The sequence below is a fragment of the Gluconobacter sp. Dm-44 genome, assembly GCF_018256175.1.
Taxonomy (GTDB): Bacteria; Pseudomonadota; Alphaproteobacteria; order Acetobacterales; family Acetobacteraceae; genus Gluconobacter; species Gluconobacter cadivus.
Genome location: NZ_JAERLZ010000005.1, coordinates 24,284 through 50,893, shown reverse-complemented (window position 1 = coordinate 50,893; position 26,610 = coordinate 24,284). Strand labels below are relative to the sequence as shown.

The window sequence follows — 26,610 nt, the reverse complement described above, 5'->3', positions numbered from 1 at the left end:
TTTTTTCCGTTGGCAGATCCGATAGAAGATCAATGAGACTGTATGGTTGGAAGCTTTGTATCAAAGAAATGCAGCGTCCACAGATAGGCCTGCAGCCAGTCCTGTGTCCGCAGGAAAGCATGGCGTTCGCCGGGGAAGACGTGATCTTCGAACGGAATGTTCCGCTCTACGAGCATGCGCGCCAGCAGGACGGATTGTTCGAATTCGACGTTGAAGTCGTCATCCCCGTGGATCAGCAGAACGGGCGAGCGCCAATGGGCGATGTCGGCGATCGGGGAGGAGCGCCATTCGCTGTTCTTTTCCCGCTGTTTTTCTTCGGGGGAGAGACCGGAATGATCTGGCTCCGTCATGTCATGGACGCCGTGAAAATCGGCTCCGGCGACGAACAGGTCGCTGTTGCGGGCCAGAGCCAGAGCGGTCAGATAACCACCCCAGCTTCCGCCCCAAATGCCGATTTTGCCCGGGGCCACATCTGAGCGGCTGCGCAGGAACAGTCCGGCTGCGCGAACGTCTTTGTATTCGCTCGCACCGGCACGGCCGATTCCGGGGGCGGTCCGGAAGTCTACGCCGTAGCCAGTGCCGCTGCGGTAATTAACGGCCAGCACGACATACCCGCGCGATGCCAGAAACTGGTTCATGGCGTAGGCATTGGAATAATAGCCCATCGGATTGAAGGCCGGGAGCATCTGGCGGTGGGGGCCGCCATGCACGAAGACCAGCGCCGTATGCGGGCCGGGTGTTCCGGCGGGCGGCAGGAACAGTTGTCCGTGAATGTCGCGGCCGTCCTCGCTGCGGAAATGGACGATTTGGGGCGTTGTGAATGTGAAGCCGTCTGGGACGGCGGGCGTCACGGGAACGTGTCGGACGTTGCCCTTAAGCACAACCGGGTGGGCGGTCTGGTCTGCGCTGGTGGCCATCATGGCGATGGCCGGTCCCGCCAGTGTGAGATCCATGACCTGTTCGCCCGGTGCGCTGAGGGCTACGGGCTGGGTGTTATCGAGGGGCTGGGACCAGGCGCGCCAGTGATCCGGATCGCCGATATTGGCCGTGTAGAGCAGGCGGGTTCCATCCGCTGATAGACGGTATGACGCGATTTCGGCCTGATCCGGCGTCAGGCAGTGTGGTGTTGAGGCCGGTGCAGTGACGTTGAGAGCGCAGAGGCGGAGCCAGCCGCTGCCTTCCCACGGGAACAGGAGCTGTCCGTTGCGGGTCCATGTCAGGTCCATGCCTTCGGGCGCCCAGAAGCGGTTCCCGGTGCCTTCCGGTGCGGTCCAGAGTGTATGCTCTGCGTCGGAGGCGGTGTCATAGACCTGAAGGGACCAGAAATGTCCCTTGCCGCGTTCGGCCGTCAGAAGCGGCTGATAGGCCCGGACGAAGGCGATAGCGCGTCCGTCTGGCGAGAAGGTCGCGTCCTGATCGTGGCCCAGTGCGGCGGGCAGGAACACGGGTGCGGCGCTGCTGTTTCTGGCGTCCCAGAGCGCGATCAGGCTGTGGGAGCCCCGGTCGATTTCGAGCGCGAGGCGGCGGCTGTCCGGGGACCAGCGCAGGGCGGTGATGTCGCCCGGCGTGGTCATGACCACACGCGGCGTCTGGCCCGGCTGTCCGACCAGAAGGGCACCGCCGCGCCTGAAGGCAAGCAGGCGTCCGTCCGGGGAAAAGACGGGGCTGTGTCCTTCTCCGGCGGTGATGGTCCGGCCATCGGGCAGGAGGACGCGCACGGTTTCCTTGCCCGGGACAGCGGCGTTGCCGGCATTGGGGGCGTGGTCGTTGGGATATTCCGCATCGCCGCCTTCGACGAAGGCCAGTGTCCGTCCGTCCGGGCTGAGAGCGAGGCCCCACAGATCGGTCCCGTCATCCTGCGTGTAGGCCGTGATCTTGCGGGGGGCAGCGCCTCCGTCCGAAACCAGAATATTGCGGACGCCGTCCCGACGTTCGACCCAGGCCAGACGCGCCGATTTCGCAGCCCCGGTCAGGCCGTTGGCATAGGGCATGGCCAGAAGGGCACCCAGTTGGGTTTTGTCCTGCGTGGGAGCGGCGTTTGCGCCAGAGACTGTGGCGGCGAGGAGCGCCGAGGCGGCGAATAGGGACAGGCGAAGGGTCATGGAATGTCTTTCCCGGCTCCGGCGAGGGCGGTGAAGATCTCTTCCTCGACACGGGTGAATGATGAATAGGTGCCCGGACGTTCCTGCCCGGCGTCGGGGAAGCCATCTGCGGCGAACAGGAAGCCATCGCCGGTTGCGGGGTCGTACCAGAAGCCTGAATGCAGCGAATAGGCATCCCCGAGATGGCCGGCCAGATCGCCGGAATAGCCTTTATAGGGTCGGGTTTCGCGGCCCGAAGAATCCCGTGCTCCCGTCAGGCGCGCCATGCTCAGGCCGTAGCTGGTGATCGGGTAGGGGCAGTCGCCGTTCTGTCCGTCATACTGCCATGTCGGTGTCTGCATCAGGGCGACGCTGTGGGCCGAAAGCAGCGTCCTGCCGTCCAGCGTGCCGTGGCCGAGCATGAAGCGGGCCAGCCGGGTCAGCCCCTCCATGGAAATCCGCAGGCCGCCCTGAGGGGCAAACAGCGTGCCATTGGTTCCGGGCTTGTATTGGGCGAGTGCGACAGGATCCCAAACCTGCACCAGCGGCAGGGTGTCTGTCTCGGCATTCCATCCTGTGGGCTGGTGGCTGTAGAGCGTGGCCAGACGTTCGGGATGGGTGAGGGTGGCGCGGTTATAGCCGCCATCAATCCCGAGCGGATCAAGCACATGCGCCTGTTGGTAACGGTCAAAGCGCTCGCCGCTGACACGCTCCATGATCGTGCCGACAAGGCCATAGCAGAGATTGCAGTATGCAAACCATGTGCCAGGCGCGTGTCCGTCGCCATGGGCGAAATGATAGCTGGCATCGCCGGGTTTGTGGGCTGCGTCGAAAACTTCGCTGATGCGGTGCCCGGGAGGGAGTGTGTAGCTGTCACCGTCGCGAATGCTGGACGTGTGGTTGAGCAGCATCCGCACTGTGATCGGTGTCTGGGGGAAATCCGGATTGCGAAGCCGGAAGCCCAGATAGTCGGAGGCATCATGATCGAGGTTGATCTTGCCCTGTTCGACCAGTTCCATCAGCCCGATCGTCGTGACGACCTTTGAAATCGAAGCGATGCGAAAGAGTGTCTGTGGCCCGACGGGCACCGTTCCGTCCGGGCTCTGTCGCGCAAAGCCGCCATAATAGCTGTAAGCAACCTGACCATGGCGCAGACGGACGGCGGCGATGGCGGCCAGCGAACGGACTTCACCCTGCGTCAGAACATGATCCAGCGCATGGGTGGTCTCGGTGGGCGTCTGGACACGTGTCTGCGCCTGTGCGGCTGAAGACAGGGCCGCGAGGGCGATCAGTGCGAGGTTGCGAATATGCCAGTTGCTCATGGCCGATCCTCCGGTCGAAGTGTCATACGTCGGACAGTGGCCGCATCGACATTGCGGGTGCTGAAAGACAGCGGCTGCATGGCCCCACGCAGCCAGACAGGCAGGAAATCGGCGTAATGCGGCGATTTCGGATCGGCGGACTGACCAGGGAAGTTGAGATAGAGCGAGCGGTCCCAGTCGCCGACGTCACACACCATCAGATAGCTGGCGCCTCCGGTCGTGGCATAGGCGTCGGTCCCGCCGGTCTGGGGGCTGTACCAGCGGGCCATGACGGTATAGGGGTCCCCGCCACTCCGGGCGGAAGGACCGCCGACCGTGGGGAAAGCTGCGGCGATGGCCGGGACGGACGCGAGCGGGTGACGCAGCGTGATGGTATGAAGCGCGCCCCAACGCCATGCGGCGGGAAGCGGGCCGAGGCGCTTCCGCAACTCCTGAACGGCTTCCCGGAACTGTTCGACGAGCATCCTGTTCCGTGCGCTCACCGGATCTGCGCCAAAGCGGGCGTCGGGGGACTGGAACAGGGAGAGTTGAACCGTGGCGTTCACCGGCCCCGGCAGCAGGTCGTGCAGGGCGGCCGGGATGATGAGCGCGTGCAGGGCACGTTCGAGCCGGGTCCACCAGACTTCATACAGCGCGGCGGCTGCACTCGACGCATCCACACGACCGTTCCATGCTTTGAGCACTGCGGCCTCTGCGGCAAGGTCGGGCGGGACGTCGGGTAGGAGCCGGACCATTTGCAGCGCCAGCACAGAGAACGTGTCGTGTTGCAGGGCTACGCTGTCGGCAAGGGTCGCACGCGGCGTGGCATCCAGCACCTGAGCCACGCGTTCGTGGCGGAAGCCGTCGCGCCATTCGAAACTGACGCGCCGTTCCTCGACCGGATAGTCGGTGGGCAGGTTCATCTCATTGGATGTTCCGAACCAGCCGCGGGCGGGATTGAAGCTGCTGGGCAGGGCTTCGAGCGGCTGAAGACCCTGCCAGTCGTATCGCCCGTCTCCCGGTGCGGGCATCAGCCCGTCATGTCCCGGCGCGCGACGGGGCAGACCGCCTGCGGCCTGCCAGCCTATATTGCCGCTGGTGTCGGCATAGGTGAAATTGGTCGGGCTGGTATGGACGCGCAGGGCTTGTCGGAAGCTGGGCCAGTCATGGGCCAGATTGATCCCGATATTGGCCAGAAGCCCGTTCGCGCCGGGGGCAAGCCATGTGGCGGAGACTGAGGTGGCGCGGTTACGTGCCGGATCGCGTGAGACGATCGGCCCGTGCACCGAATAGAACAGGCTCACCACACGCTCGGCCTCGCCACGGACTGCTATCCGCGTCTCGACCTGTTCCATGCGTTTCCAGCCGCCCTGATGGGCATAAAGCAGCGGGTCGGCGGCCTTGGTGCGCAGGATGAACAGGTCTTCCTGATCGATATGGAAATTCGTCCGGCCGAAGGCGATCGTCGCGTTATGGCCCTGCATGACGCCGGGCATGCCCGCGCCACCGCCGCCGATCACATCCAGCCCCGGTGCCGTCAGATGAATGACGTGGCGCGGGCCGGGCACGCCGAAGGAGAGATGCGGGTCGTTGGCCAGAATGGGACGGCCGGTTGCGGTGCGAGAGGGGGCGATGACCCAGGCATTGCTGCCCTCATTCCGTCGTCGCGTGCCGTCATCGGCTGCGGCACGGATGTCGTGCCGGGGCAGGGGGGCCTGAAGCACGCCGAACAGTCCGAGATCGGCTTCGCTGATGGCGGCTGTGTCCAGACCGTCCGGCACCCGCAGGTCATGGACGGGTTCCAGCGGCGTGATGAGGGCGTCGTAAGCCAGTGCTCCACGAGCGGCCAGTCGGGCGCGGCGGATTTCGGTGCGGGTGTTGCCGGTAACTTCGGCGCGGATGCGGATCAGGTCCAACACATTCCAGTGCAGGGGGGTGGCGGCGAAAATGCCGAATTCCGGGGGCTGGAGAGCGGGTGTTGCGATGACTTCCGCGATGCGCGCATTGATCCCGGCGACATAGGCGCGGGCGCAGTCCTGGGTCAGCTGGGGAAAGGCCGCGAGTTCGCGCTCGGCATCACCGCGAAACAGCACCAGCCGGTTGGCCGTGTCGGAGGGGACGAAGGTCGGGCCGAACACTTCCGCCAGACGCCCCAGAGACTGGCGATGGCCGAAATCCAGCTCCCACAGCCTGTCGCGGGCGATCAGATAGCCGTCTGCGAAAAAGGCGTCGGGGATGCTTTGCGCGCGGACATGAGGGACGCCCCAGTGGTCTTCCAGAATTTCGACCGGCTGGCCGAGGCCTTTTAGCCCCTGAAGGGGGGCTGCGGCGCGGGCCCTGAATCCCGGAGCGGACAGGGTGGCAGCGACGCCGCCAAGAAGAACCGTACGGCGGGTGGCCTGCATAAAAGCCTGTTCCTTTTTCAACTGATGGCGCGGGAATCGCACCCGGCCACGATCTCTTTCAGTCTCAGGGCCGAGCCGACCGAAAGCGTGAAGCCAAGGGCGCCCTGTCCGACATTGAGCAGAAGATTGTCATACCGGGTGCGGTCGATGATCGGGACGCCCGTGGGGGTAGCGGGGCGCAGCCCTGCCCAAGGCATATCGTCGCCCTCACTCAGCGCGCCCGGAAGCGTTTCGTTCACGAGCGCGCGGAGTTCGCCGAGGCGTTTGGGGTTTAGGCGTGTGTCCTGCGCGCCGATATCGACCATCGCGGCAACCCGCAGGCGGTCGCCCAGCCCGGCATAGACCACGCGGTTATCATAATCCGTTACGCTGACCGAAGGGACGAGGCCGGGGCGCGGGCCTGTAGTCAGACTATAGCCTTTCAGGCCGTAAAGAGGCAGATCGACCCCTAAGGGGCGGGCCAGTTTGCGGGAGGCGATGCCGGCTGCGAGAACGACGAGATCGGTCTCGAACGGCTTGCCATCAAGCAGGACGGTGCAGCGGTTTTTGGGAGCAGCCGTGAGGGTGGCGTTGCCATGGATGAGCCGAAAATTCGGCGCCGATGCGAGGGCATCGCGCAGGGCTTCGCAGAACAGGAAGCAGTCTGCGACTTCGTCTTCGGGCGAGAAAATACCGCCCGCGATCTTGTCACGCAGACCTGCGAAGGCGGGTTCGATCTCCGCGCATTCGGACGGGGAGAGCGCATGTTGGCGCTGCGGGTCGCTGACGGATTTCGCAGCTTTGTGGAAAGTGGTGGCGTTGCGGTACAGGACGAGCTTTCCCGGACGCCGCCACAGGAAGTCCCGTAAGCCTTCCTCGCGATAGGTCTGAAGTTCCGCCTGCCCACTGAGTGCCAGATCGAGCAGGACGCCAGCATTGCGGCGGTTTGTCTGCCGGTTACAGGCGAGCAGGAACGCGAGCAGCCAGCGCCACTGGGACGGATCGGCCTTCAGGCGAAGGGAGATCGGGGAATTGGGGCGAAACAGCCAGCCCAGGGCGTCCCGCGCGATCCCGGCATCGGCCAGCGGGCTGACATAGCGGTAGCTGAGTTGGCCGCCATTCGCGAAGCTGGCTTCCTGCCCAACGTCTTCGCGGCGTTCGATCAGGGTGACGTCATGCCCTTCCCGGACGAGGGCGTAGGCGGCTGTCAGACCGATCACGCCTCCGCCGATGATGGTGATGGTCCGTTTGCCAGCCATAAAAGTCCCGAACGTCCAGAGGCCGGGCGCGGGGAGATGTTATAACCCCCTGCGCCATTATCATGATCAAAACCTACATTTCCCAAACCGCTCGAGCCAATGCAAAGAGGCCATCTTCCCATAACCTGGGGTTAAGGTGTTGTTTTGTAATGAAAACAATAAATCAGGGAGTCAGTGCCTCTGGAGAAGAACTGATTTTCTTCGGATGCAGATCCTGTGCATCGAAGCTGAAATCCGAACCGATAACCTGCATTTTCAGGCCGGTCACCTGACCGGACGTGTCGCGCTCGAACTGGACATAGGAATCGTCGTCAGCGTCCTGCCCGCGGTCATCCCAGCGAACAACGAACAGATCATGCGGCAGGGCGGAGAGGGTCCCGGTCAGGCCGTCAGCATGGCTGAAAGACATCCGCAGATCCTTTCCCCGGCCACTGACCGAAATCGGGCCGCGCCAGTCATCGCGATAGGTTCCGATATAGTCCTTTTGCGCTGCATCCGGGAGCGTGATGAAAGGTCGGGCGGCCGAGCCGGGGCCGGTTTCGGCGGCTTTTTTCCTGTTCGCCGCCTCTTTGGCATTCTGCTCGTTCAGGAAATACGTAACCCAGTCCGCACTTTTGCCGTTCGCGACATAGGCGCTGAGTTCCGTCGCGATGGCGAAAGGAGCCGCGTGACTGTAATGGTTGGTCAGAACGATAATGGCTGATTTCCGCTCTGGCAGGAACGTCACATAGCTGACCATTCCGCTGATGGTCCCCGTGTGCCAGACGCGCTTGAGACCAAAGAAATCCTCCATGAACCAGCCATAACCATAGGCGCGGAAATGGGTCTTTGTGGCCTCGGCCGTGTCAGGCAGGGGCAGAATTCCGTGTGGTGCCCAGAGCGTGTCGCGGCTGGCCTGACTGAAGATTTGTCGGCCGTTCGGGGAGCGGCCGCCATTGAGATAGGTCTGGGCCCAGCGTGCTACGCCATCGGCGCTGCACCAGATGCCGCCTGCGGGTGCGACGGCTGGCAGGCGCAGGGCACTGCGGTCTGGCAGGACGGTGCTCTCGCCTTCGCCGATGGCCACGTCTGTCTGGCCTTTGACCGGCGGTGTGCTCTGACAGGCGGGAAGGCCTGCGGCGTCGATCAGGTGTTTCTGGACGACGTCTTCCCATCTTTGGCCCGTCATGCGCTCCACCAGAGCGCCCGCCACGACATACAGAAGATTGTTATAGGCGTAATCGCTGCGGAAGGGGGCCGTAAAGGGCATGAACGGCAGAGCCGCCAGAATCTCCGGGCGCGTGAAGGTGCTGTGCGAAAACAGCATCAGGTCTCCTGCGCCCTGTCCCATGCCGCTGTGATGTGTCAGCAGATCCGAGACGCGGAAGTCCCGCGTGATGGACGGATCGGCGACGCGGAATTCCGGCATGTGGTCGATGATACGGTCGTTCCATCCCAGTTTGCCCTGATCCACCAGTTGCGCCAGTGCCGTTGCGGTGAATTCCTTGGTGTTGGAGCCGATGGCGAACATCGTGCGGGCGTCGACGGGCGCGCTCGCGCTGTCCTGTGTGCGTCGTCCGTAGCCGCGGCTGAACACGATCTCGCCGTCCTGCACCACGGCCACCGCAATTCCCGGCACGTCAAAGGCCGAGCGGGCATGTTCCACCGTTGTGGTAATAACCTGCTCGGTCAGGCCCTCGGGCAGTCCTGCGGGCAGCGTTGCGGCGTGTGTGGCGCATGTCGTGGAAAGAAGGAGCGCTGCCGAGATGGCGCGCATGAGGGACTGTCGGGCAGGCTGGATCATGGGCGGCTCTGAATACGATTTTCCGGCCCCGGATTCATCGGGACCCTGCGAAAAGAAGCATCATTCAGAGCACGAAACGGTCTGACTGTCCTGTCCTAAGATGCAGTGCGCTCTTAACCTCGGGTTAAGAGCTGCCTGTCATTTTTGTCAGGATTTTTTCAGGGCGCGCAGATCGACATCCAGTTCGCTTCGGAGCAGGGCGAGGATATCCTGCGAAATATGCGAGAGAGCATGGTCGGCCCGGAACAGGACGGTACAACTGACGCTCAGAGGCGGAGAAAGGGGGCGGGGCGGTGACAGTCCCGGATGATGCAGGGCCGTTACGGCATCCACGATGGCGCATCCTCCTCCGAGGCGCACGAGTTCGGCGGCCATGAAATGGGTTCGAACCCGCACATGGGTCTTGGCTGGAACGCCAGCCTCTTCCAGCAGCATATCGAGCATGCGGGCTGTGGGATCGTTTTCGCTCAACCCGATATAGCGTTCGGGATCAATGTCGGTGACGCTGACCGGACCTTCACCGCCTTCTTCGTCGATCATCATCAGCGGGATATCCGCAAGATGCAGGGCCGTCATGCCTTCGAATGTGTAGTCGCCGAAGACGATTCCGAGATCGAGGTCATGGTTCATGATGCGCGAGACGATTTCGGTGCCGTGCATGGCATCGATCGTCAGTTCCATGCCCGGATGATCCTTGCGGTAACGCTGCACCACGCGTGGCACCAGTCCCAGACCCAGACTCGGTACGCATCCGATACTGATCGAGTGCCCATCGCGCGCGTAACGCAGATTGTTGGTCAGGCGCTTGAGGTCGGACAGTTTTTCGAAAATGGCGTTGACGTGTGGCAGCATGATGAGGGCTTCCCGCGTTGGAACGAGCCGTCCTCCCGCCCGCTCGAACAGCGCAAATCCCAAAGACTGTTCAGCGTAGCGCAGAACCTTGCTGGCGGCTGGTTGCGAGACATGAAGCAGCTCCGCGGCGCGTCGTAGCGAACCCGTCGTCATGATCGCATAGAAAACTTCGATCTGGCGCAGGCGCATTGGCGGTCCTTGTTCTGAAGGCGGGTTGCTGAATGTTTCGCGAAAGGAGCGGATGCGGGCTCCGGTACCTTCCGCAATGAATGAAACTCTTTTTACGTTTCTTTTGCAAAAGGAGATGTGGCGGAACGTCTCCGAGGCTGCTTTTCAGGGCGGCCATAACCTGAGGCTATGCTTTGCAGGCTTTTTGAGAATTCCCTTCCTGCCCGACTTGCCTGATGCTCGTTTTCCATCGAATGCACTGTCCCAGCCGGAAGGTTTTATGATGCCTCTTCTTTCCCGTCGGCATGTCATGGCAGGCGGGGCGTCCGTTGTCGGTCTTTCCGGCCTTTCCGCCTGCGCGACCCGGCCGCTTTTCAGTCCCGATCTGGATGCTGACGTCCGTTCTATTCCGGTCATTCGGGCGCGGACGGACAGGATTGACCGCATTACGGTCTGCCTGCGTCCTTTCAGGGCTGCCGGGCCGCGTCTGGATGTTGTTCAGGTCGGGCACAAGACGGTTGTCCATAATTATGGACATGGTGGTAGCGGTTGGTCGCTGTCATGGGGGAGCGCGAAGCTGGCTGTGGAGCGGGCATTGCCTGTCAGTCGAAATATCGGGGTGATCGGGTGTGGTGCGATTGGTCTGACAACCGCCATCGTCGCCCAGCAGGCTGGCGCGCAGGTGACGATCTATACCGAGGCTCTGCCGCCGTTCGTCCGCTCGTCACGGGCGTCCGGAAGCTGGACGCCATCGTCCCGCATTGCGCGCGCAGACGCCGTTACACCGGAATTTGCCGCACGGTGGGAGAGCATGGCCCGGTATTCGTTCTCCTGTTACCAGAGCCTTCAGGGGCTGCCGGGAAATCCGGTGGAATGGGACACGTTTTATGGCCTGCATTCCCGTGAACCCTCCGCCCCTCATGCCGATCCTATCGGTTATGCCAGACTGGACGAGCGCATCCGGGACATCGAGCCGCAGGGGAACCTGATCCGGGTGGATGACAGCCGGCTTCCTTATTCGGAAGTGCACAAGAAGCCCAATCTGATTTTCAATGTTGCCAGCTATTCGGACTATCTGATGCGGCAGTTTCTGGAGCTGGGCGGAAAGATCAAGATCCTGACCCTGCATCATCCGTCTGAACTGACAGATCTTCCAGAACCGGTTTTTATCAACTGTACCGGATATGGCGCCCGGGCGCTGTGGAATGACAACAGCATCATTCCTGTACGTGGACAGATCGCGTGGCTCATTCCCCAGCCGGAAGCGCTGTGCAGTATGAGTTTTGGAAACGTCTATGTTGTGTCCAGAAGAGACGGGATCGTGGTTCAGTGGCTGGGCGATGATATGGGGTTTGGTTACGACAATACGGATGAAACGCCTGATCTGGCCGAGGCGAGACGCAGTGTTTCGGTGATTAATGGGCTGTATCGGAGAATGGGATACAGTCTTTAATCTGCTTTTTGGTCTGAAAAAAGTGTTCTCCAGATATAAAAACCGCCCGGAGGCGGTCGGGTTGATTGGAAACAGCGAGCGTGCCGGGAGGATTCAGTTGCCGACGAAAACCGAAGCGGCGGTATAGGCAACGCCATGTGCCGTCCCTGCTGTGTCTGCTGCAAATTTTCCGACTGTGTTTCCGGTCGTTTTCGCGGTTACGCCATAGATCCGGATGACGCCCTGATGAATGGCATGATAGCCATAGCCCGCATTATTCTGCGAGACCGAAGATCCCGCCAGAAAAGCGCCCCCGTCAGAGACAACTCCATCGGAAGACGCTCCTTTGAATGTGCAATAATTACAGGTAATGACGCCGAGATCCTGCGCTTCTGCGCCGATGTAACCCCCTGAAAAGGTTGAGTTCTGGCTTTCGATGACGCCACCGGTCAAGGCGTATGCGCCCTTCGCAAGAGTTGTGTTCAGCGGATTGGAAACGGTTACGCCGTGCGCCCACATTTTCCCGTTGGTTAGCGCGTAAAGTCCTCCCGATCCGAACTGTGAGCATGTCGAACCGTCGATATAAAGCGCACCTCCGCGTTCGGCATCGTAGCAATAGCCCAGTTTTGCTGTGTCCGGATTGGTGAGGTCGCTGACCCGAACGGCCGTACAGGGTGTGCAGACGATGACGCCATTTCCCCTTGCCATAAATGCAACATCGCCGGCATCTCCGGCTTTCACACCCCCCGAACGGGCATTCACAACACCGCCATCGTCTGCTTCGACGCCGTAGTAGAAATGTTCGATATCCATGTGCGCGCCGAGATTGATGACCGATCCTCCCTGCGCCATGATCCCCGCGCCGTAAGACTGGTTCTTCCATGTCGTCCGGGTGTTTGTATGGGACGCCTGTGCGCCAACGCCATTGATGGTCATGCCGTCAATCAGGCCAATCTGGCCGCCGCCGATTGCGATGAATCCGCTCTGGTTCGTACCAGAGATATGGGTGAAATTGACTTGCACTTTTGTCAGGTCGTGGGTGTTTCCGATAACCTGAACCGCAGAGGACGCCGGATCGTTCGTGAAGGCCTGTGCGGTCTCGGTATAGGCGCCGTCAGCAACGGAGACGACGATGATGCCGTGAGTGGCAAGTTTGTGCGCTTGACCGACCGCAGCAGTAAATGCCGCTACAACGCTGGAATAATCACATCCTGACGCACAGACAGAAATTGTTTTCTGATAAGTCGTCTGAAAGCCGAGATTGTTGACAGCCCGCTCAACCGGAAAATTCTGAGCGAACGCCTCAGATGCCGTTAACAGGAGGGATAAACAGGATATGACGGCGATGGTGAGACGTCTCATATTTCGCTTTCAGAAAAGGGTTATGCACCATAGTTACCTGAAACGAAGGCGATAGGGGTGTCGTTTACCGCTTTGGCTCTGCTTCTGGTATTGTCATAAGCCTTTCAAGACGCACAGAGCGCGGTATCTTCTGGGTATCAAGCTGCTTCAGTGTATCCCAGAAAATTTGCGGAGATTGATCACATCAGTCGTTTTCTTATTGCTGAAGACGATGTTTCCACGATGAGAACAATTGCCAGAATCATCAGAAGCAAAAGCGACGCAGTTCTATACTGAAAAAGACTGATGGCTGTGAAGAGCTGAAAGCCTAGGCCGCCCGCGCCGACAAACCCCAGCACCAGAGAACAGCGCAGGTTTTCATCAAGTCTGTAAAGGATCAGACCAAACATTGAAGGCATAAGAGTTGGGAGGATGCCGTGTATGAAAATCTGTAGTCGATTGGCGCCTGCCAGTTCCATCGCTTCCAAGGGCATCACATCCATGTCTTCAATCATTTCCGCACCTAGTCTGCCAAGCATGCCAGCGGTATGCAGAATTAAGGACAGGACACCGGGAAATGGACCCAGACCAACGGCTGTTACGAAAATCAGTGCCCAGACGAGGTCGGGAACAGCCCGAAGCAAGGCGACGATGCTCCGGGCCAGCATGCGGATGACCGGATTGGGAACAAGCGTACGTGCCGAGAGAAGGGCCAGCGGACAGGCCAGTATGGCCCCCAGCGCCGTCCCGATCAGGGCGATGTCGATCGTCTCGCGGGTTGGTCCCCATTCGGATGGAAGCTGACTCCAGTCTGGGGGAACCGCGCGTCCGACGATATCTACAATCCGCCCGGCACCCGTAATGAGATTGGTGGGGCTGACCTGTGTGTTATGAGCGGCCTGCGCCAGAATGAACAGCAGGATAGCTGCTCCGCCCCAGCCCAGAAACGTGCCCGACGAAAATCGGGAGACCATGATGTTGCCGCTGTCGGGAGCGGGCCGGATATCCGTTCTGGTCATGAGGCGTCTCTTGTATAGAGGGTCGAGATCATGGTGTCGGTCACTTTGGAAGCGGGCAGATCAAAGGCGATATGACCTTTTTTCAGCCCAACGAGACGTGTTGCATGACGGCGCGCCAGATCGATCTGATGGAGAACACAGAGAACAGCCAGTCGCTCGTTCCGGGCCACTGTCGTCAGCAGGGTCATGACTTCTTCTGCGGATTCAGGATCCAGACTGGCCACCGGTTCGTCAGCCAGAATGACGGATGGCTTCTGGGCCAGGGCGCGGGCGACAGAAACACGCTGCGCCTGTCCCCCTGACAGCGTGGAAGCCCGCTGACCCGCCAGAGCGCCCAAGCCTACACGTTCCAGACACGCCATGGCGAGGGGACGTTCGGACTGAGGCAGAAATCCAAGCGCCGTGGCGATGTTCTGATGACGTCCAAGGGTGCCGCACAGGACATTGGACAGGACGCTTCGGCGCCTGATGAGGCGGGCGTCCTGAAACACCATGCCCAGTTTCATGCGGGACTGTCGTCGGGTTTCTCCATGCATTTGGGTGATATCGGTCCTGCCGATCCGGACTTCCCCAGCGGTAGGCGCAATCATGCCTGATGCGATCTTGAGCGTCGTGGACTTGCCGCTTCCATTTGCACCGAGCAGCACGACCAGTTCTCCGGGGCCGATATGCAGATCGATGCCCTCAAGAACGGTTTTCGAACCGCCTGCACCTGTTTCAAAAGATTTGGTGATCCCACGCAGCAGCAGGGAGCGGTCCGTCGTCTCGCTCATCACGGCCCCCGATGCGTATCGACGCCAATGATGGGCGTGAGGTTGCGGATTCCGTCATAGGCGGCATCTGTTTGCGGTGTCAGACGGGAGGCGGCAACCGTATCTTTTCCGTTATCATTGAGGCGGATTTTGCTGACATCCACACTCATAAGCGCGGTCAGGAGCTTCTGGCGAAAAGCCGGGGAGAGGCCGGCTGCAACCGCAATCGGGCCTTGCGGGATGGGTTCGGACTGCCAGAGAACCACATAATCCTTCGGGTCGTACTCGCCAACCGCGCGCGCATCGGCGATTGTTTCGCTGTTGAGTTCGGCGGCATCGACCTGACCGTTGCGAATGGCTTCGAAAGCGGCGGTATGCGTGCCGGCATAACGAACGGCAAGGTCATGGTCCGGGTCCAGTCCCGCGTTGCGCAGGGCCGCTGCCGGCAGCAGATGGCCCGAAGTGGAGGCCGGATCGGAGTAGGCGAAGCTGCGCCCCCTTAGCCCGGCCAGATCATGGATTCCGGTCGACGGGCGCGTGACGATGCTGGCGGTATAGAGGCCTGCCTGCCCGGTGGGTGTGGAGAGGACCGCGATGGCATCGACGCCCGCCATCTTGTGAGCCATCACATATCCCAGCGGACCAAACAGTCCGAGGTCCGTATGGCCGGAACGCATGGCCTCGATCTCGGCGCTGTAGGACACCGTAATCATGACATGGACCGGGCAGTGCAGACGTTCTGAGAGCTGTTCTCCGATGGCGCGGAAGACGGGCTCAAGCGTATTGATGGGCTCATAGGGCTCGATGGCGAATGTGATGCCGTCGGGATGAGGGCACGGCACCTCATCTTCCGCAGAGGCTGTAATGGGGACGCACAAGATGGATAGCCCCATGCAGAACGCGGCCAGCGATGAAACTTTCATGATATGTCTAGACATGTTGAGTGCCTTTCTGGAATGTCCACGAGCGCATGATTTTCGCGCGGTGATCGCGAAGAGGTGGCAGATGACGGAAAGACTTCCCCGGTGGCGGGACGTGGCCAATTCCCTTTCTGAAGGTATTCGCAACGGTATTTACGAACCGGGAAAAAAGCTGCCGACCGAAAATGATCTGGCGCGGCATTTCCAGCTCAATCGCCATACGATCCGCAGGGCGCTGGAAGAGCTTGCCAGTATCGGCATGATCCGGACGGAGCAGGGCCGGGGCAGTTTCGTGTGTGACGATCCGGTCGAATACCGCATTCATGCCCGTCCGCGGTTCAGCGAACTGATGAAGGACAGCAACCGGCCGACCACACGACGCAAACTGTCCCTGCGTCGTATGGCTCTGGTGGACGCGCCGGATCGTGCTCTGGCCAGGGATCTGCTGGGAGGTGTGCCGGACGTGATCGTGCTGGAGCGGATCGGCTATTCCGCCGACCGTCCGGTGTCCTACTCGCGGCATATTTTCGATGCCGGATTGCATGAAGGGCTGATGGCGGCTCTGGAGGCGCATGATTCAATTACCGAGGCGCTGAGGAAACTGGGTCTTGAGAGTGTCCGACGCAGGACGCAGGTGAGTACGCGCTGTCCGGATTCCCATGAGGCATCCCTGCTGCGGATCGAGTTGAATGATCCCATCCTGCGGACCGTCGGCTATAACGTGACCCCCGCCGGACGTCCGATCGAGATTTCGATCGGCCATTATCCGGGGCGTCGCATGCAACTGGCGTTCGAAAACTTCCAGACAGCGGATCAGGCAGGCGTGGTAGGTGTCAGTCATGATCCGGTGCCCCGATCAGATGCATGAGTGCTTCGCCTGCCTCGGCCAGAGAGCCTTCGTTGCGGATGATGGCATCGGCATGAAAGTCAGTCGGGATGCGGCGTTGGAGACGGGCTTCGAGTGCGGCCGGTGCTTCGCGTCCCCGTGACGCAATCCGGTCGCGACGGAGTTGTTCGTCTGCGTCAACCACGACCACGCAACAGGGGAAACGTTTCCGCAGCTCGGGGATGACGCGCCGTGAGACATTGACCACGACCTGCTTTCCTCCGGCCACATCTTCGGCAAGGGAGAGGGGCAGGGCGTAAGCCAGGTCATGAGCGCGCCAGGACGTCAGGAAAAGACCCGCACGTTCGTCCTGTTCAAACTGCGCCAGATCCATCGTATCCGGCGTTTCGGTCGCATCCGCCGGACGGGTGACGATCCGGCGTCCGAAGACGACGTTCTGTTGTGCCATATGTTGGCGCGCATATCCGATCACGGAATCCTTGCCCGCCCCGGAGGGGCCGACGACGAGGATCAGACGCCCGACTGTCATGGCTGCACCACGAGGGGAAAACGGGCCAGCATGGTGAAGGGCGCGCCCGGAGACTGTTCCTGAAAGACGCAGAGCGACGTGACCCTGCGATCCATCGCCAGGGCGGGGGTGAACCGTGTTTCGACTTCCGCGCGCAGAGGAGACGGCAGAATGTCATCGGCAAGCGTCATGTGAAACCGCCACTCCTCACAGACATAGGGATATCCCCAGCGGGCCAGAAGAGCTTTCTGCCGTTCGGTACAGTGACGGGCCCGCACCGCAGCACGCGCGGCGTTTTCGGGGCGGCGGTGCCGGTCCAGCACGCGGACGCAGGTTTCTCCGGCCGCCAGCAGGACGCCATTGAGAACGACCGGACGGAGCGCAGTGAAGCCGTCTTCTTCCGAAATTCTCAGCCGCGGCAGGGTGAATGGCTTCACGGTTGCCGCCAGTGCCGCTACATCCGCCAGAAAGTCCTCGACACTACCGGATAGGGCGATCGGTGCCTTGATGGTGGCGTGAAAACCATAGCGTCTGGCCGAGGTCGTCAGCTTCACGCGGTCTGCGTCTGCCTGTGAGAGCAGATCCGGTTCCGGATCGCCCGTCACGGGAGAGCGCCCAAGCCACTCACAGCCCACCCGCCACAGCGGATCGGACTGTTCGGGCGCGTAATACAGGGCGTAGCGATAGGCGGGATCAGACGACACGACGCCCTCCCACCCACACGCGGCGCACGATGGGCAGGCCGTCATGGACATGCACCTGAACGAGATCCGCGCGATGACCGGCTTCAATCCGTCCCCGGTCAGTCAGGCCTGCGATCCGGGCTGGTCCGTCCGTGATCAGGCGGATGGCGTCGGGAAGGGGAAGGGCTTTCTGGTTTACACAGCAGAAAGCGGCTTCCAGCATGGCGGATGGCACATAGTCGGAGGCGAGGGCCGTCACCAGCCCCGCGCGGATCAGATCCATCGCATTCACGTTTCCGGAATGCGACCCCCCACGCACGATATTGGGGGCTCCGGCAATGACATCCATGTTCAGGGCGTGGGCACAGCGTGCCGCCGTCATGGAAACGGGAAATTCCGCGATGGAAATTCCATCCGCGTGATTCCGGTTCACTTCCTCTTCGAGACGATCGTCATGGGACGCCAGAGCGACATGATTTTCGCGGCAGAACGACTGCACATAGGCCCTGTTCTTTTCCAGATGCTCGATCCGGTTGGCGCGGATTTCCTCAAGGGAGACATCGATCTCGATTTCGGTCAGGCCGTCGCCCAGTCGTCCTTTCCGCCAGCGGGCGATATCGGCGTACTGGCCCACGCCCGGAGAGTGATCCATGAGGCTGACCAGACGCAGGATCGGCTTGAGACGCTCGTCATCCCGGACCATCTCGAACAGTTCCTGCATTTCCGGTGCGATCAGTTCGCAGCGCAGATGCAGGAGATGTTCCGCCCGCAGGACACCGGCAGCAGACAGTTCCGCCAGATCGTCGATGCCGTCCTCGAAGGTCTGGATCCGGTCGCGGCCATTGATGTCGCCCAGGCTGAGGGAGTCGAAAACGGTTGTAACCCCTGCGACGGCGCATTGGGCATCATGGGCAATGAAGGCCGAGCGCGACGGCCAGCGCGCGTTGACGCGCGGCAGGACCTGACGTTCGAGATTGTCGGTGTGCAGGTCGATGATGCCGGGGATGATGAAGTCACCGTCGCAGTCCAGCACATCCCCGGCAGGGTCTGATGTGGTCGCTTCCGGAGCAATAATGCCCGTATCATCAAACGTCAGGTCGCCGTCGAGGATGGCGTGTGGAAGGACGAGACGTGCATTGATCAGTCGGGTCATGCAGGGATTTCCTCAAGGGTGGCACCGTTTTCGAGCCGCACGCTGCGGTCGGCGATACGGTCGCGGAGTGCGGGATCGTGAACGATGGCGACAATGGCTGACCCGCGGTTGCAGGCTTCGGCGATCAGGTCACAGACCGTATCGCGGCTTGTGGGGTCGAGGGAGGCCGTGGGCTCATCGAGCAGGAGGGTCGGCCAGTCGCAGATGAAACTGCGGGCCAGATTGACGCGCTGCTGTTCTCCGCCCGAAAAGGTAATGGGCGGCAAGGTATGCAGAGCGGCGGGAATGCGCAGGCGTTCCAGCATTGCTCCGGCTTGACGCCGTGCCTCGTTTTCGTCGATACCACGCGCAATGGCGGAACTGGCAACGACATCCAGGGCGCTGAGGCGTGGAATGGCCCGCAGAAACTGCGAGACATACCCCAAAGAGCGCTGACGGACCGCGAGGATTTCAGCCGGTGAGGCGGATGCGATATCGACCATCCCCCCGTCATGGGCAATCCGGATGGAGCCGGAATCGATCCTGTAATTGCCATACAGGGCGCGCATCAGACTGGATTTCCCGGCGCCGGACGGCCCCACAAGGGCAATGCACGCGCCGGGCTGCACCTTCAGATTGGCTCCGCGCAATACGTCGAGTTCCAGTCCGCCCTGAAGATGGAGAACGAAACGTTTGTGCAGGTCGGCGGCATTAATGGCCAGCGGCCCGGAATGAGAAGTCGTCATGAGGGTAGCACCGAGGATACGAGAAGCTGGGTGTAGGGATGTTGCGGATCGTCCAGAACCTGATCGGTCAGACCATGTTCGACGATTGCGCCCCCCTGCATAACGACCGTACGGTCCGCCAGAAGACGCGCCACGCCAAGGTCGTGGGTGACAATGATCGTCGCGACATCGAGTTTGTGGACGAGGTTGCGGATCAGATCGAGCACACGGGCCTGGACCGAAACATCGAGTCCGGTCGTCGGCTCGTCCATGAAAACGAGTTCGGGGCTGGTGACGAGCGTGGCAGCGATCTGAAGGCGCTGGAGCATGCCGCCGGAAAAGTTCAGGGGCATCTCATCGATGCGCTCGCGGCCGATTTCGACCTCATCCAGCCAGCGGGCGGCGGTCTCGCGGATATCGCCGTAATTGCGGGCGCCATTCATCATGAGCCGTTCACCGATATTGCCTCCGGCGCTGACATCCAGCCGCAGGGCCGCGCGGGCATTCTGGTGAATGAAACCCCACTGCGTGCGTTGCAGGCGGCGAAGCTGCATCTCGTCCATATCGCCGATATCCCGAGGCCGGTCCCCACCATAATAGGTGATGCGTCCGGAATCTGCGGTCTGAAGCCCCGCAAGCGTGGCTAAAAGCGTGGATTTCCCGGACCCGCTTTCGCCAACAACAGCAAGGATTTCGCGACGGCTGACGGTGAGGGACACATCGTCGAGGGCATCGATACTCTGAAAACGTTTGTTCAGCCCTGTGGCTTGAAGAAGGATGCTCATGGCGTGACCTCTTTCGCGTCCTGCCTTTCAGAGCAGTAATCCGTATCCGAGCAGACGAAACGGCGCGTTCCCTGATCATCCATGATGATTTCGTCCAGATAGCTGGTTGTGCTGCCACAGAGTGTGCATGTGCCGTCCGCGCGTCCCGGGTGAAACGGATGGTCGCTGAAATCCAGCGATCGTACGGATGTGTAGGGCGGCACGGCATACAGGCGCCGCTCGCGCCCGGCGCCAAAGAGCTGAAGCGCGGGCATGCGGTCCATTTTCGGGTTGTCAAAAGCCGGAATGGGGCTTGGGGACATCAGCACCCGGTCTCCGACCATGACGGGATGTTCGTAGGCGCTGGCGACGCGGCCGAAACGGGTGATATCTTCATAGAGCTTGACGTACATCGTGCCGTAATCCCCGAGCGCATGGGCGCGCATGGCGACGGGCCGCTCAGGAATGAGGCGCCAGAGGGGTTCGGGCTGCGGGACCTGATAGACGATGATCTGGTTTTCCGTCAGCGGATGTTCGGGAATGCGGTGCCGGGTCTGGATAATCGTGGCATCAGCGGTGCGCGTCGTGATGTCCACTCCCGTCATCCGTCTGAAGAAAGATGCGATCGCCACTGCATTTGTCGTATCATCCGCACCCTGATCGATGACCTTCAGTCGATCCGTCTCACCGATGACAGACGCCGTGACCTGAATTCCGCCTGTTCCCCAGCCATAAGGCAGAGGCATTTCACGGCTGCCGAAAGGGATCTGCCAGCCGGGAACGGCGACGGCCTTGAGCAGGGCGCGACGGATGCTGCGTTTGGTCTGTTCGTCGAGATAGGCGAAATTATACGAGATCATCGTCGCCCTCCTGTCTGTGCTGTGTCGGCCTGTGCTGTGTGGGCATGGTCGCTTCAGCGCGAATGGCGCGGACGATTTCCAGTTCGCTCTGGAAATCCACATAATGGGGCAGTTTGAGATGCTCCACGAAGCCCGTCGCCTGAATGCTGTCGCAGTGTGACAGCACGAATTCCGGATCCTGCGCGGGATTGCCCGTGCTTTCCCCAAGTTCTTCCGCACGCAGGGCACGCTCCACAAGCGCCATGGACATGGCGCGTCGGTCCGCATGTCCGATACTCAGGCCATAGCCGCGCGTGAACTGCGGTGGCGCGACCTTGGAGCCATTGAACTGGTTGACCATCTGGCATTCGGTGACGACGATGCTGCCGATATCGATTTCAAAACCCAGTTCCGGCGGGGCAATCGTGACGGGCACTTCCCCCATCCGTAGTTCCCCGACGAAAGGATGCGTATTTCCGTATCCGCGCTGCGTCGAATAGGCGAGGGAGAGCAGAAACCCCTCGTCGCCGCGTGCCAGCGCCTGAAGGCGAACCCGGCGTTCCGCCGGGAAACGGAGCGGTGTGGTTGAGAGATCGGGCGGTAGATCTGCATCATGCGGCAGGGGAACGCCCTCAAGCAGGGCTTCTTCGCCCAGAATTCTGATGGCACCCGGTATTCTGCACGGTGTTTCGGCAGGTGGATCGGTCAGGGTTGGTTCGAACCGCTGGTCGCCGCCGTCGGTTTCGAACAGGCGATGCGAATAATCCGTTGTCGGACCGAGGCGCTGGCCGCCCGGGAGATCCTTGAAAATCGCCGAGACGCGACGCTGGACCCGCATGTTTCCCGTCTCGACAGGCAGACTGTCGACCAGACGGGGACGTGTGGCGCGGAAAGAGCGCAGGAGGAACGCCGCTTCCACCAGATCCCCTTCGGCCTGAAGCAGGGCACGGGCCGCAAGGTCCGGATCATAGAGCGCGCCTTCGGCCATCACGCGGTCAATGGCGCGCCCGAAACTCGTGGTGGCCTGTTTGAGCGTGCAGCCTTGACCATCGCCATGCCGCCGATCGGCACGCCAGGCATGGGCTGCTGCAATCGCCTCTTCGCCGCCTTTGGTTGCAACAAATGCCATGGTCAGGCCTCCCGGATGGCTGTGCTGCGCGGCAGGCCGATCACATCGGTGCCGCACAGAAGGAAGATGTCCACGCCGCGCGGAAAAAGGCCGGACTGGCGCTGCCATTCGGAAAGCAGACCGCAATCCAGAACAGGTCTGATGATCTCGCGGGCCTGAATTCCCGGGCCGGTCAGTTCCAGCGCATTGCCGGCGGAGAACGATGGAATTTCCAGCATCAGCGTGGCGCTTGTTTCCGGCGCATCCAGAGCGCCCTGCCGCAAAGATGCCAGAGGAGGGCGGTCATAACCCTGTGGGACATAAATGAAATCGGCGCGCTGTATCGGGGCGACAGACGTTCCGGTATGAAAAACCAGCCATTGCTCCAGATCGGCGAGCACGGTGGGAAAGCCCACAGTGACGGTCGCGTCGAGCAGGGATAGGAGCCCGATTATGGAAGCTGGATATCCTTCCGGCATTCTTTCGGGCCGGGGAAGGGTCTGCGGGCGACCAGGATGGGCGAGGGCATTGAGCAGCGCGCGGAAAGTGCGCTGGGCCTCGTGGCTGTCGCGGAGGCCAGGGAACATGACGGTCATAGACGCCCCGTTGCCATGGTGAAAAAGCGGACTTCAGTCTCTGCCGCGCGGGCCTCGATGGCCGCATGACGGGCGGTTTCAAGGGCCTGAAGAGGCTCGATCACCGCCGTCATCAACCCCTCCCGCAGTGTCGGGTTCTGAAGGGCGGCATCCAGCCGTGCCGCAACGACGGCATGCTCTTCGTTGCGGCCGAGAATATAGCTGTGCCCGGTATAGCCATTCTGGTCGGTCACACTGGCGCGTGTCAGCGTCGCTTCAATGAAATTAAAGGCTTCCCCATCCGCTCCAACGCGTCCTCGCACCATGCTCAGACCGGTTTCCGGACGACGCAGGACTGTAAAGGATGGCAAGGATTCAACCTGTTGGAGATGCTGCGTCAGAACGTCGTGTTCGGTACGTGCGAGAATGCCCATCCAGAATTGCCGCTCAGGGACAGGAGAGAAATCAACGGTCATCGCGACCTCATGCAGACAAAAAGATGTTGGGCGAACCAACATGAAAAGAACGGACTTATTCTGCATTGAAGAAGAAGATTGTGAAGAAAATATTTATTAAAGAAATATGAAACCAAAATAAATATACAACATCTATTTGTTGTAATGGATAGACAACAAGCTATTGTTGTCTAGTTTATGGATTCATTCATAATTTATTCATACACAATACCAAGAGAATCCGTCTTTATGCGGTTCGAACATTCATCGTTTCGCTTTTGAGCGATTTCTTTTGGAGAATTACGATGCGTAGAGCCATGTTTCTGCTCGTCGCGACGTCGGCCTGCACCTCGCCGTTTTTCATGGCGCAGACAGCTTCTGCCGCGTCTTCAGGGAACCTGCCGATGACACAGGTGCCTGTCAGCAAAAAACGACATGTCGCTACTGAAGGGCGGACGCGTCAGGTTCAGCCAGCAGCTGTCGCGCAGGCTGGTAAAAAGCGCCGGGCTGCTGCGATGGTCTTGTCGAGGCAGGCGAATATTGCCGAAAATCAGCCGCTCCCGAAAGACGAACAGGTTATCGTGACGGGAACGCGTTCGACGAATGTGCGTGCTCGACAGAGCATGAGCCCGGTCGTTGTAGTTTCGGGTGCAAAGCTGGCTCAATCCGGTTCCATGAATACTTCGGATGCTCTTGCGCGGCTCTACCCTTCACTGGAAGTAACGCCGCGTGGGCATAATACGAACGCCCTGACGTCGTTCATCGAAATGCGGGGTCTGGATCCGAACGAGGTTCTGGTTCTGGTAAACGGCAAGCGCCGTCATTCGACAGCCAATATCGTGCAGAAATCAGGACCGGAATTCGCTTCATCTTCTGTGGATCTGAACATGATCCCATCGAACATGATCGATCATATCGAAATCCTTGAGGATGGCGCAGCGGCCATGTACGGATCGGATGCGATTGCAGGTGTGGTCAACGTCATAACGAAAAAGCAGGATCATGGACTGAACCTGAGCGGCCAGACAGGCGCCAATGCCTATAACGGCGATGGCTGGCAGTACCAGTTCAATGCCGATGGCGGGCTGAAGCTGGGCAATGACGGATATATGCATATCAGTGGTCAGGTTTATCACACAGACCATATGGTAGCGTATTCCCAGGATCACGGCATGCTCGGATACTGGCCGGCTGGAGCTGATACATCAGGTTATTATGCGGGTGTTGTTCCAGGCGCGAAGGCCAATACAGGCAAGGTTAATAACTATACCAATACTCCGGAAGAAACCCGCGAAAATCTCGGGATCGATTTCGGGAAGTCTGTCACGGACAATATCGATTTCTACGGTCAGGTCATTTACGCCCATCGCCATGCCGAAATTCTGGAAGGGTATGAATATCCTGATCTGGACTGGCCTTCGGGCGCGACAACCATGTATCCGAATGGTGTTGAACCCATCACCCAGATTGATGAAAACGACTATTCCGCCACGCTCGGTCTGAAGGGGCGGCATTTCCTCGGATTTGACTGGGATCTGTCCACGACATGGGGGGCGGACTCTGACCGTATTTCGGAGAAAGACTCCATCAATCTCGGGATGCTCGCTTCGAACTGTAATGCCGTGGATACGACGTCCTCCCGATATTCACAGAACGGCTGCGGATATTCTCCAACCAAGTTCTGGGATTACACCGAGAAAAATGCCCAGTGGACCAATAATCTTGATTTCCGCCGACAGTTCATGATCGGGCATGCTTTTCCCATTGGCCTTTCTTTCGGCGCCGAACAGCGCATGGACGAATACCAGCTCGTTTCTGGCAATCCGGACTCCTATCAGACGGGCGGTGCGGAAGGACATGCCGGCATCCCGCCGCAAAGTGCCGGGAAATGGTCGCGTGACGTCTGGGCGGGGTATGTGGACGTCAACCTGCATCCGATCAAACATCTCCAGATCGATCTGGCAGGTCGATATGAATATTATACGGACACACAGGATACCGAGACCGGCAAGATTTCCGCCCGGTATGATTTTTCACGCCGGATCGCAGTGCGTGGAACGATCAGTAACGGCTTTCGGGCACCGACGCTTCAGGAAGAGCATTTCAGCCGGATGAATGTCTATACGGACAGTGTGCGCGGCCTGCTGCCCGTCAGTTCCGAAGCGGCAAAGATCCTGGGAGCATCCCCACTCAAGCCTGAAAGATCCACCAACGCCAGCGGCGGTGTTGTCCTTGAACCGGTAAACGGCTTCCATGTCGAGGCGGATGTTTATCAGATCAATCTTCGGGACCGGATTGTGCAGGGCGGAACCGTTTCTGGAGAAGAAGCTCTTGAAGCGATCAATAATTTCGGTTTTGCCATTCCCGCGGCAGCAACCAAGGTTTCCGACTTCAACGCCTATTACCTGTCCAATGGCGCCAGCACGCGGACGCAGGGTCTTGATATCAAGGCTGACTATACATTCCGCTTCCGTCCCGATTACGGCACGCTGAACCTGAGTATGGCGCTGAACCTGAACCGTACGCGCCTTCATCACAACGGAACGTCCCTGCTCGGAAAGCCGCTGCTGAATGCCCAGACCATTGGCTATCTCACGACCGCTTATCCGCGGAGCAAGATCATTCTGAGCGCGCTGTGGAAAGTTGGAAACTGGGATATCAATGTGCGTCAGACACGCTATGGCGAGACTACGGAAATGCTTGAATATCAGGACTGGACGCCGGCATCGGCAACCTGTCCATCGGGTGGGGCCCTGCGGTATTCCAGCAGCTGCTTTTCCCAGTTCAGGAATACGCCGCGCTGGCTGACCGATCTTCAGATCGGCTACCGGATCAATAAAAACCTGCATGTCGCGGTGGGGGCGAACAATATTTTCAACGTGCGTCCGCGTGAAGTTTCGCAGCAGCTCAAGGTGGCGGAAGGAAGCCAGTACGATCAGGATTCCGTGCAGGTGCCGATCAATGGCGGCTATTACTTCGGGCGAATTGACGCAAATTTCTGAAAACAACCTGTGGAATATGTGACGATGTCTCAGGAAAAATCTGCCGGGCCGAAAATTGCGCGGACCGTCGTTCATCCCAGTGTGCGCCTGCGGGAGGCGCAGATCGGGACGCAGTGCGAAGTGTTGGAAGACTGTGTTCTGGAATATTGCGAGCTGGGCGATTTTTCCTATATCGGCGAGCGGACGATGGTTGCGGATGCAACGATTGGGAAATTCTGTGCGATTGCGGCGCATGTCCGGATCGGGGCGCCCAATCATCCGATCAACAGGCCGTCCATGCACCGGTTTACGTATTGTCCTGAATATTATTCAGACGATGTGCAACGGGATCAGGCGTTCTTTCAGAACCGGCGCGCAAGACGGGTCCAGATCGGAAATGATGTCTGGATCGGGCACGGAGTTGTGGTGCTGTCCGGAGTGACTGTGGGGGACGGCGCCATTCTGGCGGCGGGGGCCATCGTCAGTCGGGATGTGCCGCCTTACACTATTGCAGGGGGCGTGCCGGCCCGGGTTATTCGGGAACGGTTCACTCGTGATGTTGCAAAGAGGCTTGAAGACATTGCTTGGTGGGACTGGCCTTTGCCCCTGATTATGGAACGTCTTGGCTGTTTTCAGGAGGAAAATATCGGGGAATTCTGCAGAAAATGGGGAAGATCTTCTGAGGTGAGCTAAAACAGGAG

At 60.1% G+C, this 26,610-nt stretch carries 23 protein-coding genes; 4 read left to right on the top strand and 19 right to left on the bottom strand.

The window, feature by feature from the left end; all coding sequences use genetic code 11:
• Positions 1-29 precede the first annotated feature (29 nt).
• The 6 genes from JK213_RS07805 to JK213_RS07780 all read right to left on the bottom strand — a co-directional run bounded on the left by JK213_RS07805 (position 30) and on the right by JK213_RS07780 (position 9,849).
• Positions 30-2,102, bottom strand: a complete 2,073-nt coding sequence (locus JK213_RS07805; protein ID WP_194262545.1) for a prolyl oligopeptidase family serine peptidase — start codon at positions 2,100-2,102, stop codon at positions 30-32.
• Positions 2,099-3,403 (bottom strand): serine hydrolase, encoded by a 1,305-nt coding sequence (locus JK213_RS07800; RefSeq protein ID WP_194262546.1) that lies wholly within the window; start codon positions 3,401-3,403, stop codon positions 2,099-2,101. The genes JK213_RS07805 and JK213_RS07800 overlap by 4 nt, the downstream gene beginning before the upstream one ends.
• Positions 3,400-5,787 (bottom strand): penicillin acylase family protein, encoded by a 2,388-nt coding sequence (locus tag JK213_RS07795; protein ID WP_194262547.1) that lies wholly within the window; start codon positions 5,785-5,787, stop codon positions 3,400-3,402. The genes JK213_RS07800 and JK213_RS07795 overlap by 4 nt, the downstream gene beginning before the upstream one ends.
• Positions 5,788-5,804: 17 nt before the next feature.
• A complete protein-coding gene (locus tag JK213_RS07790; protein ID WP_194262548.1) occupies positions 5,805-7,025 on the bottom strand; it encodes an FAD-dependent oxidoreductase in 1,221 nt (406 codons plus the stop codon).
• Positions 7,026-7,188: 163 nt separating this feature from the next.
• Entirely contained in the window at positions 7,189-8,808 is a 1,620-nt protein-coding gene (locus JK213_RS07785; RefSeq protein WP_228125515.1) for a serine hydrolase, read from the bottom strand.
• A gap of 147 nt (positions 8,809-8,955) precedes the next feature.
• Positions 8,956-9,849 carry a LysR family transcriptional regulator gene (locus JK213_RS07780; RefSeq protein ID WP_194262549.1) on the bottom strand — a complete coding sequence of 298 codons (894 nt, stop codon included), beginning with the start codon at positions 9,847-9,849 and terminating at the stop codon, positions 8,956-8,958.
• 259 nt (positions 9,850-10,108) lie between these two features.
• On the opposite strand from JK213_RS07780, the gene JK213_RS07775 reads away from it, so the two are divergent.
• Positions 10,109-11,281, top strand: coding sequence for an FAD-dependent oxidoreductase (locus JK213_RS07775; protein WP_228125516.1), 1,173 nt, complete (start codon positions 10,109-10,111; stop codon positions 11,279-11,281).
• Positions 11,282-11,374: 93 nt separating this feature from the next.
• On the opposite strand, the gene JK213_RS07770 is transcribed toward JK213_RS07775, so the two are convergent.
• The 4 genes from JK213_RS07770 to JK213_RS07755 all read right to left on the bottom strand — a co-directional run bounded on the left by JK213_RS07770 (position 11,375) and on the right by JK213_RS07755 (position 15,310).
• On the bottom strand, positions 11,375-12,622 hold the full coding sequence (locus JK213_RS07770; protein ID WP_194262550.1) for a hypothetical protein: 1,248 nt from the start codon (positions 12,620-12,622) through the stop codon (positions 11,375-11,377).
• A gap of 179 nt (positions 12,623-12,801) precedes the next feature.
• A complete protein-coding gene (phnE, locus tag JK213_RS07765) occupies positions 12,802-13,620 on the bottom strand; it encodes a phosphonate ABC transporter, permease protein PhnE (protein WP_194262551.1) in 819 nt (272 codons plus the stop codon).
• Entirely contained in the window at positions 13,617-14,393 is a 777-nt protein-coding gene (locus JK213_RS07760; RefSeq protein WP_194262552.1) for a phosphonate ABC transporter ATP-binding protein, read from the bottom strand. Before JK213_RS07760 ends, phnE begins: the two co-directional genes overlap by 4 nt.
• A complete protein-coding gene (locus tag JK213_RS07755; protein WP_211571333.1) occupies positions 14,393-15,310 on the bottom strand; it encodes a phosphate/phosphite/phosphonate ABC transporter substrate-binding protein in 918 nt (305 codons plus the stop codon). Before JK213_RS07755 ends, JK213_RS07760 begins: the two co-directional genes overlap by 1 nt.
• Before the next feature lie 67 nt (positions 15,311-15,377).
• Here JK213_RS07755 and phnF point away from each other — a divergent pair, with 67 nt between their 5' ends.
• On the top strand, positions 15,378-16,160 hold the full coding sequence (gene phnF, locus JK213_RS07750) for a phosphonate metabolism transcriptional regulator PhnF (RefSeq protein ID WP_194262554.1): 783 nt from the start codon (positions 15,378-15,380) through the stop codon (positions 16,158-16,160).
• Here phnF and phnN read toward each other — a convergent pair.
• Genes phnN through phnG form a run of 9 tightly spaced genes read right to left on the bottom strand, consistent with a single transcriptional unit; the run spans position 16,126 to position 22,949 of the window.
• Positions 16,126-16,668, bottom strand: coding sequence for a phosphonate metabolism protein/1,5-bisphosphokinase (PRPP-forming) PhnN (gene phnN / locus JK213_RS07745; protein ID WP_194262555.1), 543 nt, complete (start codon positions 16,666-16,668; stop codon positions 16,126-16,128). The two genes, phnF and phnN, sit on opposite strands and share 35 nt — an antisense overlap.
• Complete coding sequence (locus JK213_RS07740; protein WP_194262556.1) at positions 16,665-17,351, bottom strand: DUF1045 domain-containing protein; 687 nt, start codon at positions 17,349-17,351, stop codon at positions 16,665-16,667. The genes phnN and JK213_RS07740 overlap by 4 nt, the downstream gene beginning before the upstream one ends.
• Positions 17,341-18,483, bottom strand: a complete 1,143-nt coding sequence (locus JK213_RS07735; protein ID WP_194262557.1) for an alpha-D-ribose 1-methylphosphonate 5-triphosphate diphosphatase — start codon at positions 18,481-18,483, stop codon at positions 17,341-17,343. The genes JK213_RS07740 and JK213_RS07735 overlap by 11 nt, the downstream gene beginning before the upstream one ends.
• Positions 18,480-19,208 (bottom strand): phosphonate C-P lyase system protein PhnL, encoded by a 729-nt coding sequence (phnL, locus tag JK213_RS07730; protein WP_194262558.1) that lies wholly within the window; start codon positions 19,206-19,208, stop codon positions 18,480-18,482. The genes JK213_RS07735 and phnL overlap by 4 nt, the downstream gene beginning before the upstream one ends.
• Positions 19,205-19,972, bottom strand: a complete 768-nt coding sequence (phnK, locus tag JK213_RS07725; protein ID WP_194262559.1) for a phosphonate C-P lyase system protein PhnK — start codon at positions 19,970-19,972, stop codon at positions 19,205-19,207. Before phnK ends, phnL begins: the two co-directional genes overlap by 4 nt.
• On the bottom strand, positions 19,969-20,811 hold the full coding sequence (locus tag JK213_RS07720) for an alpha-D-ribose 1-methylphosphonate 5-phosphate C-P-lyase PhnJ (protein ID WP_194262560.1): 843 nt from the start codon (positions 20,809-20,811) through the stop codon (positions 19,969-19,971). Before JK213_RS07720 ends, phnK begins: the two co-directional genes overlap by 4 nt.
• On the bottom strand, positions 20,798-21,919 hold the full coding sequence (locus tag JK213_RS07715; protein WP_194262561.1) for a carbon-phosphorus lyase complex subunit PhnI: 1,122 nt from the start codon (positions 21,917-21,919) through the stop codon (positions 20,798-20,800). Before JK213_RS07715 ends, JK213_RS07720 begins: the two co-directional genes overlap by 14 nt.
• A gap of 2 nt (positions 21,920-21,921) precedes the next feature.
• Positions 21,922-22,494 carry a phosphonate C-P lyase system protein PhnH gene (gene phnH / locus JK213_RS07710; RefSeq protein WP_194262562.1) on the bottom strand — a complete coding sequence of 191 codons (573 nt, stop codon included), beginning with the start codon at positions 22,492-22,494 and terminating at the stop codon, positions 21,922-21,924.
• On the bottom strand, positions 22,491-22,949 hold the full coding sequence (gene phnG, locus JK213_RS07705; protein ID WP_228125518.1) for a phosphonate C-P lyase system protein PhnG: 459 nt from the start codon (positions 22,947-22,949) through the stop codon (positions 22,491-22,493). The genes phnH and phnG overlap by 4 nt, the downstream gene beginning before the upstream one ends.
• A gap of 284 nt (positions 22,950-23,233) precedes the next feature.
• On the opposite strand from phnG, the gene JK213_RS07700 reads away from it, so the two are divergent.
• Both JK213_RS07700 and JK213_RS07695 read left to right on the top strand, forming a co-directional pair.
• Positions 23,234-25,930, top strand: a complete 2,697-nt coding sequence (locus tag JK213_RS07700; RefSeq protein ID WP_228125519.1) for a TonB-dependent siderophore receptor — start codon at positions 23,234-23,236, stop codon at positions 25,928-25,930.
• Positions 25,931-25,954: 24 nt separating this feature from the next.
• On the top strand, positions 25,955-26,602 hold the full coding sequence (locus tag JK213_RS07695; protein ID WP_194262563.1) for an acetyltransferase: 648 nt from the start codon (positions 25,955-25,957) through the stop codon (positions 26,600-26,602).
• The last annotated feature ends 8 nt before the right edge of the window (positions 26,603-26,610 follow it).